The following is a 15,291-nucleotide window of genomic DNA, read 5'->3' as shown; positions in this document are numbered from 1 at the left end:
AGCAGTAAGGCAGAAAGCTCAGCTGTAAGCAGTAAGGCAGAAAGCTCAGCTGTAAGCAGTAAGGCAGAAAGCTCAGCTGTAAGCAGTAAGGCGGAAAGTTCCGCCGAAAGCAGCAAGGCAGAAAGCTCAGCTGTAAGCAGTAAGGCAGAAAGCTCAGCTGTAAGCAGTAAGGCAGAAAGCTCAGCCGAAAGCAGCAATGCCGCAAGTCCATCTGCAAACAGTAGTGTCGAAATTTCTGCTGTATCTAATGGTGGAAACAATGGTGGAACTCCTGAAAGCAGCGCTCAAAGCTCATCTGCAAGTTCAGCCCAAAGCTCTGCATCAAGTTCTGCTAATCCAGGACATGGTAACAATGTTGGTAACCCATATAATGACCATCATGTTACTCCAGTAGTTCCAACTCATGGAAACAACGCCGGACAACCTTCAACTAATGGGCAAAACCGTTTACCTCAAACAGGTGATCAAACCCATGAAAACATCCTTATTGCTATTGGTATGGCATTTATTGCAATGGCACTAAGTTTAGTATTTTTCGCATCAAGAAGAAAACGTAAATAATAGTAAAAAGACTCCGTTAAACGGGGTCTTTTTTATTTTCTCTAATATCTCTTCTATAATGAATAATTCTAAAAAGTATTGATAAATTAAGATGTTAAATTAAAAAAGTATAATTATTAAGAAAAATTTAAGAAAATTTAAGAAAACACGTACTGAAATTTAATAATCATTAATTTAGAATAAAGTATAAACAGATATTGATTATAGGAGGGGTTTATAATGAATAAACAGTTTAAAGAAAAGAAAATCTTACACAAAGTTAAGAAAAACTGGGTCGTAATTGGTATGACTACAGTTACCTTCTTAGGAGCAGGATATGTTGCTACTGAAACTAACACTGTACCTAACAGCGTAGTTGCACATGCTGCAGCTATCAATTCATTTGCTCCTGCTTCTAATGTATCAGCTAACGTCACTAGTACATCAAATTCATCAAACATTAGTATTTATCCCGACCAATCAGCAACCTATCAAGTATCGTTAACTAATAATGATCAATGGGGAAACTACATACCTAAGGGGACCCAAATTAAACTAACGTTTAATTTAAATGATGATAAGAAATTATCTGATTTAATTGGATACAGAACTTTTGCCACAAACGGTAATACGAATGTTTTCGATGTTAGTTCAGACGATAATAGCATCGTTCTTACTACCAATATAGATATTTATGCAGGAAGCAGAAATGCCAGTTTAACGTTAACAGCAAAAAATAACAATTCCGATACGCAGTTACCGTTTACATCCTCTTTTAATTATAATGGAGAAACCAGTCCAATTTCCCAATCTACAATTGAAATTAAAGCGAAGGATAACACCCTAAATCCCAATGGTGAGCCAATTCAAATGGGTGCCTATCCGTTTAATGTTAAGCAAGATTCCAGTTTGCCTACCTATCCAGATGCTCCAAATGGATATAGTTTAGCAGACGCCAATGAAAACTTAGTATCAAAAGGTGCTAGTACTGCTTCAGCATCATATGCACCAATTAAAACCAATGATAATGGATTACCTTATTTTGTTGCCGTAACACAGTTTAATGGTAGCAATCGTACATTCAAAGCGGACACATTAATAATTGGTGACGGAGATAGTGATAGTCATATTGATCCAAGTAGTTTAAGAGTATACGCTATTGACGGTGATAAATATGTTGATATCACTAATACTCCAGGTGTTAATATTTCCTACGATAGTGGATTAAACCAATACTTTGCTGACGTTTCTAATTCACCATACAATGGAGATACATTAGATTTTGTTGCTTATGTAACATATCAACAATTAACTAAGAATATGTATATTCATGGTTGGATTCACTATCATGCTGATGGTAGTAGTAATATTATTTCTAGTCAAGGGCAACAATCAACTATTAGTATTGTTCCAGGTAAGAATAATACTAATGAAAAATGGTTAGTTGCTCCTGATAAGATTGTATACACAGATGACAAAGGCAATTACAATATCAGTGACGATGATTTATTAAATGGGGTGAGTGCATATCAAGCCACCAAAGATGGTTTTACACAAGTTGACAATAGCCAAGTCACTGTAAATGATAGAGATAATCTACCAAATAATGGACAAATCGCTTATAACGCAGACAATCCAACAAAGTACAGTATCTCATACAAAGTAGACGGACAAGATACTCCTGTAAAAAGAGAAGTTGAAGTTATCAACCCGTATGAAAATGTTAAAAAGAACATAACATTAACTGCAAAAGTTAACTATGTTGATGCCGATACTAACCAACCTATTTCTGGTGTAGATTCCGCAACTAATTCAGTAGTATATACTAACGAGGGTGTTACAAATACTTTAGATGGAAAAACTAACTGGAATGGTGATTGGACAGTTACTAGCGGACAAAAAGACTATTCATTTACTACACCTGAAGTGTCAGGTTACGAATTGGTAGATGCTAATGATAAAGTTGTATCTGGTACTTTAGATTCTAATGGTGATAGTTTTGAAAAAAATGTTCTTTTGAAACGAATTGAACAACCAAATTCAAGCTCAAGTGCCACAGATAGCTCTGCAGCATCCTCAAGTGAAGCATCACAAAGTAGCAGTGCATCAAGCTCATCTCAAAGCAGCAGTGCTCAAAGCTCAGCCCAAAGCAGCAGTGCTCAAAGCTCAGCCCAAAGTAGTGATGCTCAAAGCTCAGCCCAAAGCAGCAGTGCTCAAAGTTCAGTACAAATCAGCAGTGCCGAAAGTTCAGCGAACAGCAGCAGTGCACAAAGCTCAGCCCAAAGCAGCAGTGCTCAAAGCTCAGCCCAAAGCAGTGATGCTCAAAGCTCAGCCCAAAGCAGCAGTGCTCAAAGCTCAGCCCAAAGTAGTGATGCTCAAAGCTCAGCCCAAAGCAGCAGTGCTCAAAGTTCAGTACAAAGCAGCAGTGCCGAAAGTTCAGCGAACAGCAGCAGTGCACAAAGCTCAGCGCACAGCAATAGTGCCGAAAGCTCAGCCCAAAGTAGCAATGCTGGAAGTTCCGCTTCAAATAATGTAGTTGTACCAGGTTCATCAAGCCATGATAACCACAATGGTAATCCAGACACTGATAAGAATGAAACATCAACACAGTCTGAAGAAAGCCACAAGAATAACGCTGTTAACCCTTCAGCCGAACATAAAGGAACTACTAATCCTGTAAATAAAGATGCAAACCGTTTACCACAAACAGGTGATCAAACACATGAAAATGTCGTTGTTGCCGTTGGTACTGCATTGATTTCAATCGCATTAGGTTTAGCATTCTTCGCATCAAGAAAAAAACGCAAGTAATAATAAAAAGACTCCGCTTGGCGGGGTCTTTTTTAATACTTTTAAGTAAATAAAAAAGCACCCAATTATTGAGTGCTTTTTTCGTATATATAAAGACTAGTTGTTCTTAGTAGTGATATCTGAACCGAAGTACTTCATTGAAAGTTTCTTCATAGTACCATCTTTACGTAGTTCAGCTAGTGCTTGGTTAATCTTCTTAGTTAGAGCTTTTGAGTTCTTGTTTAACATAATTGAAGTTTCAGCTGGAGCTTGTAGCTTAGTTGGAACATCAATTTCTTTTAGACCCTTAGTTGAGTTGTGCTTTGCAAAGTACTTCCATGCAGGAACTGAGTTAACAGTACCATCAGCACGACCTTGTTGAATTAATTGGTAACCAGTTGAGTTGTCAGGAGTTGATGATACGTTAGCACCAAACTTCTTAGCAACAACGGCGTTATCAGTACCAGCACCGTCAACGATGTTCATACCCTTGATGTCTTTGATGCTCATCATTTTGCTATCACTCTTAGTGATCAATGTGTAGTATGAGTAAGCGTATGGGTCAGAGAATGAGTATAGCTTTTCTCTTTGTGGAGTAACAGTCATGTTGTTCATAACAGCATCGTATCTGTTACTACCTAGACCAGCAATTAAACTGTCCCACTTAGTTTCAACAAAGTTAGCTTTTAGACCTAACTTCTTAGCAACATCCTTAGCTAAATCAACTTCGAAACCTTGTAGCTTACCATCTTTTCTGTATGAGTAAGGTGCGTAAGTACCTTCTAGACCGATGGTTAACTTACCACTGTTAGTTACTTCTGACTTGTAGTTCTTTGAGCTTGAGCTGTTACCGCATGAGGCTAAGATAGCACCAGTACCGAATACGGCTAAAGTAACTGCTAGAGACTTGAATAATTTGTTAAATTTCATGATATTGAATCTCCTTAAATGTTTTGTAGGGTCATTGCTGCAAGAAAATCTTTGATTCTTTGATCATCTGATTCAAAAAAGTCTTTTGTATCACCATCGAAACCAACTTTACCATCTTCAATGAAGACAATCTTGTCGGCAACACGTTGAGCAAAAGTAAGATTATGAGTAACAATAACTAATGATTGTTTTTCTTTGGCTAAATCTAATAACACTTTTAGAACTTCTAGTTCAATTTCAGGATCCAAGGCGCTGGTTGGTTCATCCAATAGGATGTATTCGGGATGCATTGCTAATGATCTAGCAATCGCAACACGTTGAGCTTGTCCACCTGATAGTTGACTTGGGTATGAGTCGGCTTTGTCTAGCATTCCAACCTTATCCAAAAGTTTTTCGGCAACTTCCTTGGCTTCTTCTTTACTTTTGTTTAGAACTTGAACTTGGCCTTCCATAACGTTCTTTAGAACGGTTAGGTGAGGGAATAAGTTAAAACTTTGGAATACCATACTAGTTTTTCTACGAATGTTTAAAATGGTTTTTGAACTTAACTTCTTTGAGAAATCAATCTTTTGATCATTGAATTCGTATTCACCAGCTTCTGGTGTTTCCAAAAGGTTTAAAGATCTAAGTAGAGTTGATTTACCGGAACCAGAAGGTCCGACAATCACTGAGGTCTTGTTCTTAGGAAATTGAAGGGAGATATTATCTAATGCATGTTGTTTGCCAAATGTTTTAGATACGTTTTTTAAATTAATCATTAACGTACTCCTTTCTAGTTGCTTACAGAATAACGAGAAACTCGTTTTTCTAGGTAACTTTGTAAGATTGTAAGAACACTACAGATTACTGCATAGATTGCAGCTACCAGAATGTACATAATTAATGGTTGATAGTTTTCAGCCGCAATTTGTTGACTGACTTCAAACATTTCAACGATAGTAATTGAAGCAGCTAGTGAAGTATCCTTAACCAAACCAATGAACTCATTGGATAAAGGTGGTAGTGACACACGACTAGCTTGTGGCAAGATAATTCTCCATAGTACCTTGCGTTTGGTCATACCTAATGAGTAGGCAGCTTCCCATTGACCATCTGGAATTGATAGGATGGCACCACGAATGGTTTCTGAAGCGTAAGCACCAGTGTTCAATGAGAAAGTGATAATACCAGCAACAACTGGTGTTAATCTGATCCCATCTGGTAGAATTCCAGCGATTCTTAGGTATGGAAGACCGAAGAATACAATGAATAATTGAACCAATAGTGGTGTACTTCTGAATAGCCATACATAGAAGTAAAAGAATGCTTTTACAATATTGAATAGGCCACCACGATGTGAGATTTTAACTAAAGCAGTAATAACGGCGATAGTTAAACCGATGATAAATGATACGATTGCAATTGGAATCGTGTAAGCAATACATGCCGAGACCAATTGAGGAGTCGCATCACGAATGATATCCCATGCGCTCATATCTCTTCTCCTTTATTTTTTAACTATAATTATGGAAATACGTAATTTAATCCAATCACCATTTTACACTATTTACATTTAGTTACAAATAATTAGTACACAAATTAATCTAAAATAGGTATGTTTTATAAAAAATTTAAAAAACATACCTATATAATGACTATTTTTGTGGAATTGGTGTGATTAGTTTGTTGTTTGGAAGGATAATTCCAGCATCTTTAATTGCTTCAAGATATAATTGTAGGAACTTGAATTGAACGTTGAACTTTTCGGTATCGGTACATGGAATCCATTCCTTTACGGCGATGGTTCCATCACCTAAATCGACAGTTCCTAATAGTTGAGGTTCGTCGATAATGCCTTGGGTGTTTGGAATGTTCTTAGCGTTGACGTCCTTAACGATATCGATGATTTGTTGGATTGGACTGTCAGGGTTAACACGAATGTTAATTTCAGCCTTTAGGCGATCCTTGGACATGTTACAGATGTTAGTGATGTATCTGTTAGGGACGAAGTTAAGTGAGTCATCGACACCACGAATTTGAGTTGAACGAAGGCCGATTTCGGATACGGTACCTGTAATGGTGTCTAATACGACGAAGTCACCGACATCAATTTGGTGTTCAAATAAAATGAAGAAACCAGTGATGATGTCGTTTGCTAGTCCTTGAGCACCCAAACCTAAGGCAACGGTTACAAGACCAGCACCGGCTAGAAGTGAACCAACGGGAATACCGATGATACTTAGAATTGAGTATAACCAGAAGAAGATTAAGATGTAATTGTATGTGTTGGATGAAATTGATTTCAAAGTACCTTCACGTTTGGGACTAATCTTCTTTTGCTTTTGTAGGTATCGACCAAATAGATGATTGATGATGATTTGACCGATAACCTTAATAATAAGGAAGAAAATAGAAATTAAAAGAATATCAATAACGGCAAAAGTTAGATTATGAAGCATGTCGCTCCATTTAAAACTATCTACATATTGCTTTAGAATACTTGGATTTTTTGCAGCTAAACTAAACATAATAATGACTTCCTTTCGTATTTATATATGATAGTAAAAAACGCCCCGAAACGGGCGTTGAAACTTTATTTTGAAATATCGGCGATTACCTTGTTGTTTGGTAACTTAATACCAGCTGCGGTAATGGCTTCAAGGTATAGTTGTAAGAATTTGAATTGAACATCAAATCTTGCTTCATCCGTAGTTGGGATGAATTCCTTAACGGCAATGGTTCCATCACCCATATCAACAGTACCTAGGATATCTGGATCACCAATGATTCCTTCGGTGCTTGGAATGTTCTTAGCATTAATGTCTTTCATAATGTTAATAACTTCAGTGATAGGGGTATCTGGGTTAACGCGGATGTCGATATCTGCCTTCATGCGTTCCTTAGACATGTTACAGATGTTAGTAATATATCTGTTAGGGATGAAGTTTAAAGCATCGTTGTTACTTCTAATCTTAGTGGTTCTAAGACCGATTTCAGATACTGTACCGGTCACATCACCAATGGTAACGTAGTCTCCAATGCTAATTTGTTTTTCAAATAGAATGAAGAACCCATTGATGATATCACTGGCTAATCCTTGGGCCCCTAAACCAATGGCAACTGAGAATAGACCAGCACCAGCAAGTAGTGTTCCGATTGGTACACCGATAAAAGTTAGCACAGAGTAAATCCAGAAGAATACTAGGATGTACATGTATGAGTTAACTGATAATGAGTGTAGAGTCTTCAATCTGTTTTCAGGAATACCACGTTCTCTTTTAGCGTAGTTCTTAAATAGATGGTTAATGATTTTTTTACCAATTCCCTTTAAGATTAAGAAAAAGATTGAAATCAATACGATATCGATTACAATATTTGTTAAATTATGTAGGATCTCGTCCCAATTAAAACTTTGAAAATATCTGGCTATGAAACTAGGGTTGGTTGCAACCTTTAGCATATAGTTCACTCCTTAAACAATTATCACATATAATATCGTAACATCAGAATTATTAAGATGACAGTTAAACCGTCTAACTTAAGAAAATGTTAACCTATTGCGGCTTACATCGGTGTTAGAATAAAATTAATGAACGATTTATCCATATCGTATGTGGCGATGCTGACCACTAAAGCTAAGATTAAAAATACTATGTTGTTTTTGATTGTTCTGTGAAAATAGACCTTGCGACCGATAACAAATAAGAGTGTGATAACAGCCAATACAGCTATCAAGAAGACGATGAGTCCACTCATTAGACCAAATTTATACATATTATGCATCTCTTTTCTATTTAATAAGTTAATCATAACACCAACCATACATATTTAAGTGAACAATAACCTTATGGAGGAATTAAAAGTGAAATACGAACACAAGCGCCAACTTACCAGGGATAAAATTGAAGGCGCGTTAATCAAAGTCGCAAAAAACAAGGGAATTGCTGATGTAACGGTGAGTGATATCATCAAGACCGCAAACATTAATAGAAGTACATTTTATCGTCACTATATTGATAAACCAGATTTAATTGATAGCATTGAAGACCGTGTCATTTCTGACATTAAAGAGGCTAACGTTGAGCTAAAAAGTACAGAGCTGGAGTATATCAATACGGCAGCCGGTAAGTTTGTTTATAAATTTTTGACTGTCATTGAAGAAAATCAACCAATTTTGGAATTACTATTAAGCGAAAAGGGCGATATTCGTTTTACCTTGAAACTAATTGCCTTCTTTAATCAAATGGTGGATTCTACTACCGAAGTCTTTACCGATACGATGGATGAAAAGAAACGCAAACTCTTTGCTGCATACAACTCTTCTACCGCAATGGGTGTTGTTACCTTTTGGGTTCATCATTTTGATGAGTACGATAAGGACTACGTCTATGATTTCTTAATGCATCGACAATACTAAAAAAACACGCTATGAATTTCATAGCGTGTTTTTTGTTAGGGGGAAGGATAATTACTAGTTATTCAGCGCTTAAACTTTCGATTGGATCTAGTTTAGCACCCTTGTTTGAAGGAAGAATTGAAGCTAGTAGGTTGATGATAATGGCAACTACGATACCGAAGATGGCATTACCAACTGAGATTTGGATGATTGAGTAGTCAATCATGCCGTGTACCGCTGAGTTAATACCTAATTGAATTAGGTATGAAATAACGACAGCTGATACTGATGAGAAGATTCCTAGGAATAGTGCTTGGCTGACGAATAGCATTCTGATGTTACCCTTAGTAGCACCTAGGGCACGTAGAATACCAATTTCCTTAGTTCTTTCAGCAACACTAATGTATAGGACAACGATAATCATGATTGCTGATACTAATAGTGAAATACCAGCAATGGCAGCTAATACGTATACAGCAAGGTTAATGTAAGTGTTTAGAGTTGATACAATCGCACCAGCACCTTGAATGCTGTATGCTTTCTTACCATTAACTTCGATGGCCTTGATTCTGTTTTGAACAGGGTTGACGTTGTTTACGCCACCCTTGATGTTTACGTTTAAGAAGTTTGGTTCAATCTTGATGCCGTTGTCGGCTAGAGCTTCTTTAACAGTAGCGTAGTTAATGATAGTAAGTGGGCTTTGTGAGTCGATGATACCAGAAATCTTTAATTTCTTAGTTACTGGGTATGGGGTACCGTTCTTCATGGCAGTGAATGAAACTTGAATTTCTTTTCCTACCATTGAGTTAGGGTTCTTCTTGTTTAATGCCTTAGCAGCGGTAGTGTTAATTAGGATTTCGCCATCCTTAGGAGTTGTACCGTGTTTGATATTGTCTTCATTAATAGTAGCTAAACTAGTAGTCATGTATGAAGATTGGGCAGTCTTGTTGCCATCCTTCATTTGAATACCAGTTGATGCGTAAGCTTTTTCAACGGATTTAACACCCTTTACGTTTTCTAAACGGTTAACGTCAGCATCCTTAAATGAGGAATGATCGTTAGTGTTTTTATGGGAAACTTGAACACTGTTTGGATTTACTTGAGAGTAAATTTCATGGTTAATGTATCCTCGAACACCGTTTCCAAGTCCTAGCATGAATACAACTGAGAAGATACCAATCAATCCACCAAAGATAATTAGTAAGTTACGTTTGGAGTTGTACTTGATGTTATCCCAAGTCATTTTAACGATTGATTTTAATGATAGTGATTTTGATTCTAGTGCTGGTTCGTCACTTTCTGAGTACTTGTCACGAAGAGTTCTGTCTTCGTCGATACGACCGTCAGTCATGTGAACGATACGAGTACCGTAATCAGCAACCTTTTGAGAGTGGGTAACAGTTAGGACTAGTTTTCCTTCCTTAGCAATGTTATCCAAGATTTGTAGGATTTCAGTTGTGTTTTCAGGGTCCAAAGCACCAGTTGGTTCATCGGCGATTAGCATTTCTGGGTCACCAGCTAAAGCACGGGCGATTGAAACACGTTGTTTTTGACCACCAGATAATTGGTTAGGGTACTTGTTGATGTGATCACTTAGACCAACCTTAGCAAGTAATTCTTTGGCGCGGGCTACTTGTTCCTTCTTTGAAAGGGTAGTCATTTCAAGTGGAACTAATACGTTATCTAAAATAGTTAAGTGACTAATTAGATTGAAGCTTTGGAAGATAAAACCGATTGTCTTACGACGGTATTCATCTAGTTGTTTGTCAGTATCATGTTTTAATGAACTGCCGTTTAGTAAAACGTCACCTTCGTATTTACTGTCCAATCCACCAATGATGTTCATTAATGTTGATTTACCACCACCGGATTCTCCAAGGATTGATACCATTTCGCCTTTTTCGAATGATAAATCAATTCCTTTTAAGACTTTGAATTCGTCTTTGCCTAGGTAGTATGATTTTTGAATATTTTTTAATTCTAAGAATGACATTATTTTCACTCCTTGTTGTTATTTAATTTGTAATGACTATTATATGCGGAAATGTATGCAAAACAATCATCAAAATGAAAGAAAGTGTTGCATTTTGAGAGAAAAATTGCAGTAAAATTAAAATTTGTCACATTTTGTAATATTACTATATCATTCCTGCAACATTAGGCGTCTATAATGCAAATCAAAGATTCATTTAGAGAAATAGGAGTGAGTATATTGATTAAGTTCAGTTTTAAATCAATATTGATGACAATGGTCGCTTCTCTTGCTTTAACAACGGGGGTTGGAGCAATTGGAAGCTTTAATACAAATGCAAGTGCAAGTAGTAAAACCGTATATGACTTGTCAGAATGGCAAGGGCGTCTAACTAATAAGAAGGCAAAGAACTTAAGCAAAGAAGTTCCATTCGCAATTCTTAGAGTTCAATACGGATCAAGTTACAGTGATAAAACATTCAAACACAACAAAGCGCTATTAGATAAGTACAAAGTACCATACGGTGTGTATTCATTTAGTAGATATAATTCATCAGCAGCTGCTGCAAGAGAAGCTCGTGACTTATACCACAGAGCACCAAATGCTAAATTTTATGTAAACGATTTTGAAGTTGCTTCAATCAGTCGTCGTCATTCAAACGCTGCGACTGCAAAATGGGTAAACACTTTACGTCCACTTGTTGGATCTAAAAAGATTCTATTCTACTCATACTTAAGTTTCATGAAGACATATGCTTCTCAAGCATTAAGTAAGTATGATGGATACTGGTTAGCTTCATACACTAAGAATGAACCATCAATTGCCCACGTATTATGGCAATACACTGATCGTCACTACTCATCTGCATTACACAAAAAGGTAGATGCAAGTAAGTTACGTGAACAAAAATCTTGGTTCTTAGGAACAGTTGCTAAGAAAGTAGCTAACAATGACGCTAACAAGGGTCAAAAGGTGGAAAACAAGCAAGGTAACACTGAAGTGAAACCTGCCGCCACATCAAATGACAAGACTGCTAAAGTTGTTAACTTAGCTGCTAAGAAAGCAACAGTTAAGAAGACAGACGTTAAGAATGAAACTGCCAAAAAAGCAACTGTTAAGAAGGCAGATGCCAAGAAAGAAACTACTAAGAAGGCAAACGCCAAAAAAGCAACTGCTAAGAAGACAACTGCTAAAAAGCACGTTAAAAAAGCAAAGAAACATGTTAAAAAGGTGACTCATCACAAAAAGAAACATGTAAAAAAGTCAGTTAAGAAACACCACAAGAAAAAGCATGTTAAAAAGGTTCACCACAAGAAGAAACATCATAAGAAACATGTAGCATAAAGAAAAAGGCGATAGTCATTAGACTATCGCCTTTTTTTGATCTGAAAACAAATAAAAAAACCTAGTCAAAGGGCTAAGTCTTTTTATTATGTGGAATTATAGATAATTATGAATAAAAATATGGAAAAGCAATTTGCTTTATTAGTTAACATTGGGATAAAGCTAACTTGGGATTTCTCCCAACTGCTCCGGCTGGACTCGAACCAGCAACCATCGCATTAACAGTGCGCTATTCTACCATTGAACCACGGAGCAAAAATGAGGTGAAAAATTATCTTTTTGGTGAGTAGGGTTCCACTCAACTGCTCTAACTGGACTCGAACCAGTAACCTTCGCATTAACAGTGCGCCGTTCTACCATTGAACCATAGAGCAATAATATGTAGTTTGATAAAAGATCTAAGTCTTTTTGATGAGTAGGGATGCTACTCGACTGCTCTAACTGGACTCGAACCAGTAACCTTCGCATTAACAGTGCGCCGTTCTACCATTGAACCATAGAGCAAGAATGAAATATGTGCTTGGAATTTAATCCAACTACTCAAAAGAGTATAAATATGTCCGCATGTGATATTTAAATGAGAAAAAAATGTGAAAGATTTTTCTATTAAATATATCAAATAACAACGATAATTTTTAACCTAAACATCTCACAAACCCAATAAAGACGGTAATCTTATGTTTTGCTTATGTAGTTATCATATCTCTGTCGTTGTTTATAATAATACACCATTATTAAAAGAATGCAACTGTTTTTTCATTAAAAATTAATAAAAAGAAAAAGCCACCAATAAAATGTTGATATAACAACGTTTTTCACCGGTGGCTTTTTTAATTATTCTAACATTTGATCTAATTCTTTGACGAAAATAGGGGTCCAACCGTAACGATATCCGGCACAGGTTGGATGAGTGTCGTCTAGCATAAAACAAGGATTTTCTTCGTTCATTTTCTTCAATGCCTTGTTGTTCCAAATGTCGATGATGGCAAAATGCCATTTTCTTTGTAATTCGAATAGCTTATCACGTAGGAATTCGTACTCAGGTTCTGGCTTTCTTAGACAGGTATAAAAGACCAATGGACAATCCCAAGTATCTTGAACGGTGGCGGCTATGTATTCAATCGCACCGATGGTAGTTTGGGTATCGAAATCTTCAGCATTGTATGACTTACTGATTCTGCCCATTTCGACACCATTTCTTTGATCGTTAGTAGATAGTTGGCAGGCAAACAAATCATAATGAGAATCAAAGTTAAGATTCTTCTTCATTCTACTAATGTAGGATTTTTCATTAATATCTGCCAATGTGGTTCCACTAACTGCTTCCTTAATGGCGTGGACGCCATGTTCGACTCTTAAGAAGTCGACGAATGAAATCCCCTTAGCAGCAAGACCTGCTGTTACTGAGGAACCAAGGAAGACGATTTTCTTACCGTTTAGGTTGTCATCCACAAAGAAATCTCTAGATGGTTGATATATTTCGCTGTTAGCTCTTCTAATATCAATGCTTTTCTTTGATAACTTCACAAGCGCAGCGCCGGCTGCAGTGAATAGTGCAGTTTTAATCAACCCGTATTTCATTGTAATTAACCCCTCATAGTATTTTTATTATTGTCTTTAATTCTACTAGCATTTAGGGGCCACTACAATTAATAGCGGGAAACTTAATTAATATTTAAACATTTGTACAGATACTTTGTGATGAAAATATCATTTAATTAAAGAAATGATCATCATTTTACCCATTAATATTAGAGGAAACATTAAAACAAGGGCGTTTTATAGCGATTTTAGTTGCAAATATGACTAATTCTTAATTTTTATCAAAATTATTTCATCTTTTTTCACTTTTTTACTAATATTGCTTGCTATATAATCGCACAAAAGGTAAAATAACTCTTGTAAATCAAATGTGATATTTCTCACAAAGTAAAGTTATATAAATATTAATTAAAAATTATTAGGAGGCCACACACTAATGAAAGTTATCGTAGTTGGTTCTTCACACGGTGGATACGAAGCCGTTCGTGGAATGCTTTTAGAAAACCCTGACGCAGAAATTCAATGGTATGAAAGAGGAAACTTCATCTCATTTCTATCATGTGGTATGGAATTATACCTTGAAGGTACTGTTAAGGATGTAAACACAGTTGCTTACGAAACTGTAGACAACGCAGAAAAAGATGGTGTACATGTATTTGTACAACAAGAAATCGCAAGTATTGATGAAAAGAACAAGTCAGTTCATGTTAAGAACTTAGCTGATGGTTCAGAACGTGATGAAAGCTACGATAAGCTAATCTTAGCTATTGGTGCTACTCCTCGTCGTTTAGACGTTCCTGGTAAGGACCTAGAAAACCTATACGCAATGCGTGGCCGTGACTGGGCAATCAAGCTAAAACAAAAAATGGTAGATCCTGACCTAAAACATGTTTTTGTTATCGGTTCAGGTTACATTGGAATCGAAGCTGCTGAAGCATTTGCTAAAGCAGGTAAGGAAGTTACTATCGTAGACCACAACCCTCGTCTATTGGGTAACTACCTAGATTCAGAATTCACTGAAAAACTAACTCAAGAATTCAAAGAAAACGGCGTTAACTTTGTTGGTAGCGTAAACGTTGCTGAATTCGTTGGAAAAGACGGTAAGGTTTCAGGCGTTAAGACTGACCAAGGTACTTTCGATGCTGAATTAGTTGTTGAAACTGCCGGTGTTATTCCAAACACTTCATTAGTAGATGGTCTATTAGACCTAGACGAACGTGGCCGTATCAAGACTGACGAACACCAAGAAACTAGTGTTAAAGATATTTACGCTGTTGGTGACGCAACTAAGGTTCCATACGCACCAACTGGTGAATTATCATCAATCGCTTTAGCATCAAACGCTCGTCGTCAAGGACGTACTGCTGCTGCTAACGCTGCTGGAAGAGAATTAAAGATGACTGCTGTTTCAGGTTCATCAGCACTTTCAGTATTCAACTACCACTTTGCTTCAACTGGTGTTAAACAAGACACTCAAGAAAAATGTGGTGTTAAGGGTGCTGAATCAGTACTAATTGAAGACTGGGCAGTTCCTCCATTCGTTTCACAAGAAGCTGGAAATGCTAAGGTTTACTTCAAGATTACCTTTGACCCAACTGATGGTCGTATCTTAGGTGGTCAAATCATGTCAACTAGAGATGTTACTGCAAACATCAACACTATCTCATTTGCAATTCAACAACATGCAACTGTATACGACTTAGCTTACGCTGACTTCTTCTTCCAACCAGGATTTGATCGTCCTTGGAACATCATGAACGAAGCTGCACAAGCTGCCGTAAGAAAGATCAACAAGTAA

Annotated in this window: 12 protein-coding genes and 3 tRNA genes; 5 read left to right on the top strand and 10 right to left on the bottom strand. The window is 36.8% G+C overall.

Annotated features, from left to right (window positions below):
* Together RZ78_RS06925 and RZ78_RS06920 are read left to right on the top strand one after the other, a co-directional pair.
* A partial coding sequence (locus RZ78_RS06925; protein ID WP_155451864.1) for an LPXTG cell wall anchor domain-containing protein occupies positions 1-561 on the top strand: 561 nt, incomplete at its 5' end.
* 219 nt (positions 562-780) lie between these two features.
* Complete coding sequence (locus RZ78_RS06920; protein WP_054608559.1) at positions 781-3,351, top strand: LPXTG cell wall anchor domain-containing protein; 2,571 nt, start codon at positions 781-783, stop codon at positions 3,349-3,351.
* A 96-nt stretch (positions 3,352-3,447) separates the two neighbouring features.
* Here RZ78_RS06920 and RZ78_RS06915 read toward each other — a convergent pair whose 3' ends face one another.
* From RZ78_RS06915 to RZ78_RS06895, 5 genes are all read right to left on the bottom strand, one after another.
* On the bottom strand, positions 3,448-4,260 hold the full coding sequence (locus RZ78_RS06915) for a transporter substrate-binding domain-containing protein (protein WP_054608558.1): 813 nt from the start codon (positions 4,258-4,260) through the stop codon (positions 3,448-3,450).
* Between the two features lie 14 nt (positions 4,261-4,274).
* Positions 4,275-5,018 (bottom strand): amino acid ABC transporter ATP-binding protein, encoded by a 744-nt coding sequence (locus RZ78_RS06910; RefSeq protein ID WP_054608557.1) that lies wholly within the window; start codon positions 5,016-5,018, stop codon positions 4,275-4,277.
* A 14-nt stretch (positions 5,019-5,032) separates the two neighbouring features.
* Positions 5,033-5,734, bottom strand: coding sequence for an amino acid ABC transporter permease (locus tag RZ78_RS06905; RefSeq protein WP_034531334.1), 702 nt, complete (start codon positions 5,732-5,734; stop codon positions 5,033-5,035).
* A gap of 160 nt (positions 5,735-5,894) precedes the next feature.
* Positions 5,895-6,767 carry a mechanosensitive ion channel family protein gene (locus tag RZ78_RS06900; RefSeq protein ID WP_054608556.1) on the bottom strand — a complete coding sequence of 291 codons (873 nt, stop codon included), beginning with the start codon at positions 6,765-6,767 and terminating at the stop codon, positions 5,895-5,897.
* 65 nt (positions 6,768-6,832) lie between these two features.
* Entirely contained in the window at positions 6,833-7,699 is an 867-nt protein-coding gene (locus tag RZ78_RS06895) for a mechanosensitive ion channel family protein (protein ID WP_054608555.1), read from the bottom strand.
* Positions 7,700-8,101: 402 nt separating this feature from the next.
* Here RZ78_RS06895 and RZ78_RS06885 point away from each other — a divergent pair, with 402 nt between their 5' ends.
* Positions 8,102-8,656 (top strand): TetR/AcrR family transcriptional regulator, encoded by a 555-nt coding sequence (locus tag RZ78_RS06885; RefSeq protein ID WP_054608553.1) that lies wholly within the window; start codon positions 8,102-8,104, stop codon positions 8,654-8,656.
* A gap of 58 nt (positions 8,657-8,714) precedes the next feature.
* Here RZ78_RS06885 and RZ78_RS06880 read toward each other — a convergent pair whose 3' ends face one another.
* Complete coding sequence (locus RZ78_RS06880; RefSeq protein WP_054608552.1) at positions 8,715-10,628, bottom strand: ATP-binding cassette domain-containing protein; 1,914 nt, start codon at positions 10,626-10,628, stop codon at positions 8,715-8,717.
* Between the two features lie 219 nt (positions 10,629-10,847).
* Here RZ78_RS06880 and RZ78_RS06875 point away from each other — a divergent pair, with 219 nt between their 5' ends.
* Positions 10,848-11,951, top strand: a complete 1,104-nt coding sequence (locus tag RZ78_RS06875; protein WP_054608551.1) for a GH25 family lysozyme — start codon at positions 10,848-10,850, stop codon at positions 11,949-11,951.
* Positions 11,952-12,134: 183 nt separating this feature from the next.
* Here the strand turns inward: RZ78_RS06875 and RZ78_RS06870 are convergent.
* The 4 genes from RZ78_RS06870 to RZ78_RS06855 all read right to left on the bottom strand — a co-directional run bounded on the left by RZ78_RS06870 (position 12,135) and on the right by RZ78_RS06855 (position 13,532).
* Positions 12,135-12,206, bottom strand: a tRNA-Asn gene (locus RZ78_RS06870).
* Positions 12,207-12,253: 47 nt separating this feature from the next.
* Positions 12,254-12,325 (bottom strand) — tRNA-Asn (locus tag RZ78_RS06865).
* A gap of 58 nt (positions 12,326-12,383) precedes the next feature.
* Positions 12,384-12,455: transfer RNA gene (locus tag RZ78_RS06860), tRNA-Asn, on the bottom strand.
* 330 nt (positions 12,456-12,785) lie between these two features.
* Positions 12,786-13,532, bottom strand: a complete 747-nt coding sequence (locus RZ78_RS06855; protein ID WP_054608550.1) for an SGNH/GDSL hydrolase family protein — start codon at positions 13,530-13,532, stop codon at positions 12,786-12,788.
* Between the two features lie 397 nt (positions 13,533-13,929).
* On the opposite strand from RZ78_RS06855, the gene RZ78_RS06850 reads away from it, so the two are divergent.
* Positions 13,930-15,291: an FAD-dependent oxidoreductase gene (locus RZ78_RS06850; RefSeq protein WP_054608549.1), complete on the top strand. Its 1,362-nt coding sequence runs from the start codon at positions 13,930-13,932 to the stop codon at positions 15,289-15,291.

The sequence above is a fragment of the Apilactobacillus kunkeei genome (genome assembly GCF_001308195.1).
GTDB lineage: Bacteria > Bacillota > Bacilli > Lactobacillales > Lactobacillaceae > Apilactobacillus > Apilactobacillus kunkeei_C.
This window is presented reverse-complemented; position numbering and strand designations above follow the sequence as displayed.

Excerpts from the sequence above, each read along its gene's own strand:
- RZ78_RS06920 (WP_054608559.1), top strand. The coding sequence starts at position 781 with ATGAATAAACAGTTTAAAGAAAAGAAAATCTTACACAAAGTTAAGAAA.
- RZ78_RS06915 (WP_054608558.1), bottom strand. The coding sequence starts at position 4,260 with ATGAAATTTAACAAATTATTCAAGTCTCTAGCAGTTACTTTAGCCGTA.
- RZ78_RS06910 (WP_054608557.1), bottom strand. The coding sequence starts at position 5,018 with ATGATTAATTTAAAAAACGTATCTAAAACATTTGGCAAACAACATGCA.
- RZ78_RS06905 (WP_034531334.1), bottom strand. The coding sequence starts at position 5,734 with ATGAGCGCATGGGATATCATTCGTGATGCGACTCCTCAATTGGTCTCG.
- RZ78_RS06900 (WP_054608556.1), bottom strand. The coding sequence starts at position 6,767 with ATGTTTAGTTTAGCTGCAAAAAATCCAAGTATTCTAAAGCAATATGTA.
- RZ78_RS06895 (WP_054608555.1), bottom strand. The coding sequence starts at position 7,699 with ATGCTAAAGGTTGCAACCAACCCTAGTTTCATAGCCAGATATTTTCAA.
- RZ78_RS06880 (WP_054608552.1), bottom strand. The coding sequence starts at position 10,628 with ATGTCATTCTTAGAATTAAAAAATATTCAAAAATCATACTACCTAGGC.
- RZ78_RS06855 (WP_054608550.1), bottom strand. The coding sequence starts at position 13,532 with ATGAAATACGGGTTGATTAAAACTGCACTATTCACTGCAGCCGGCGCT.
- RZ78_RS06850 (WP_054608549.1), top strand. The coding sequence starts at position 13,930 with ATGAAAGTTATCGTAGTTGGTTCTTCACACGGTGGATACGAAGCCGTT.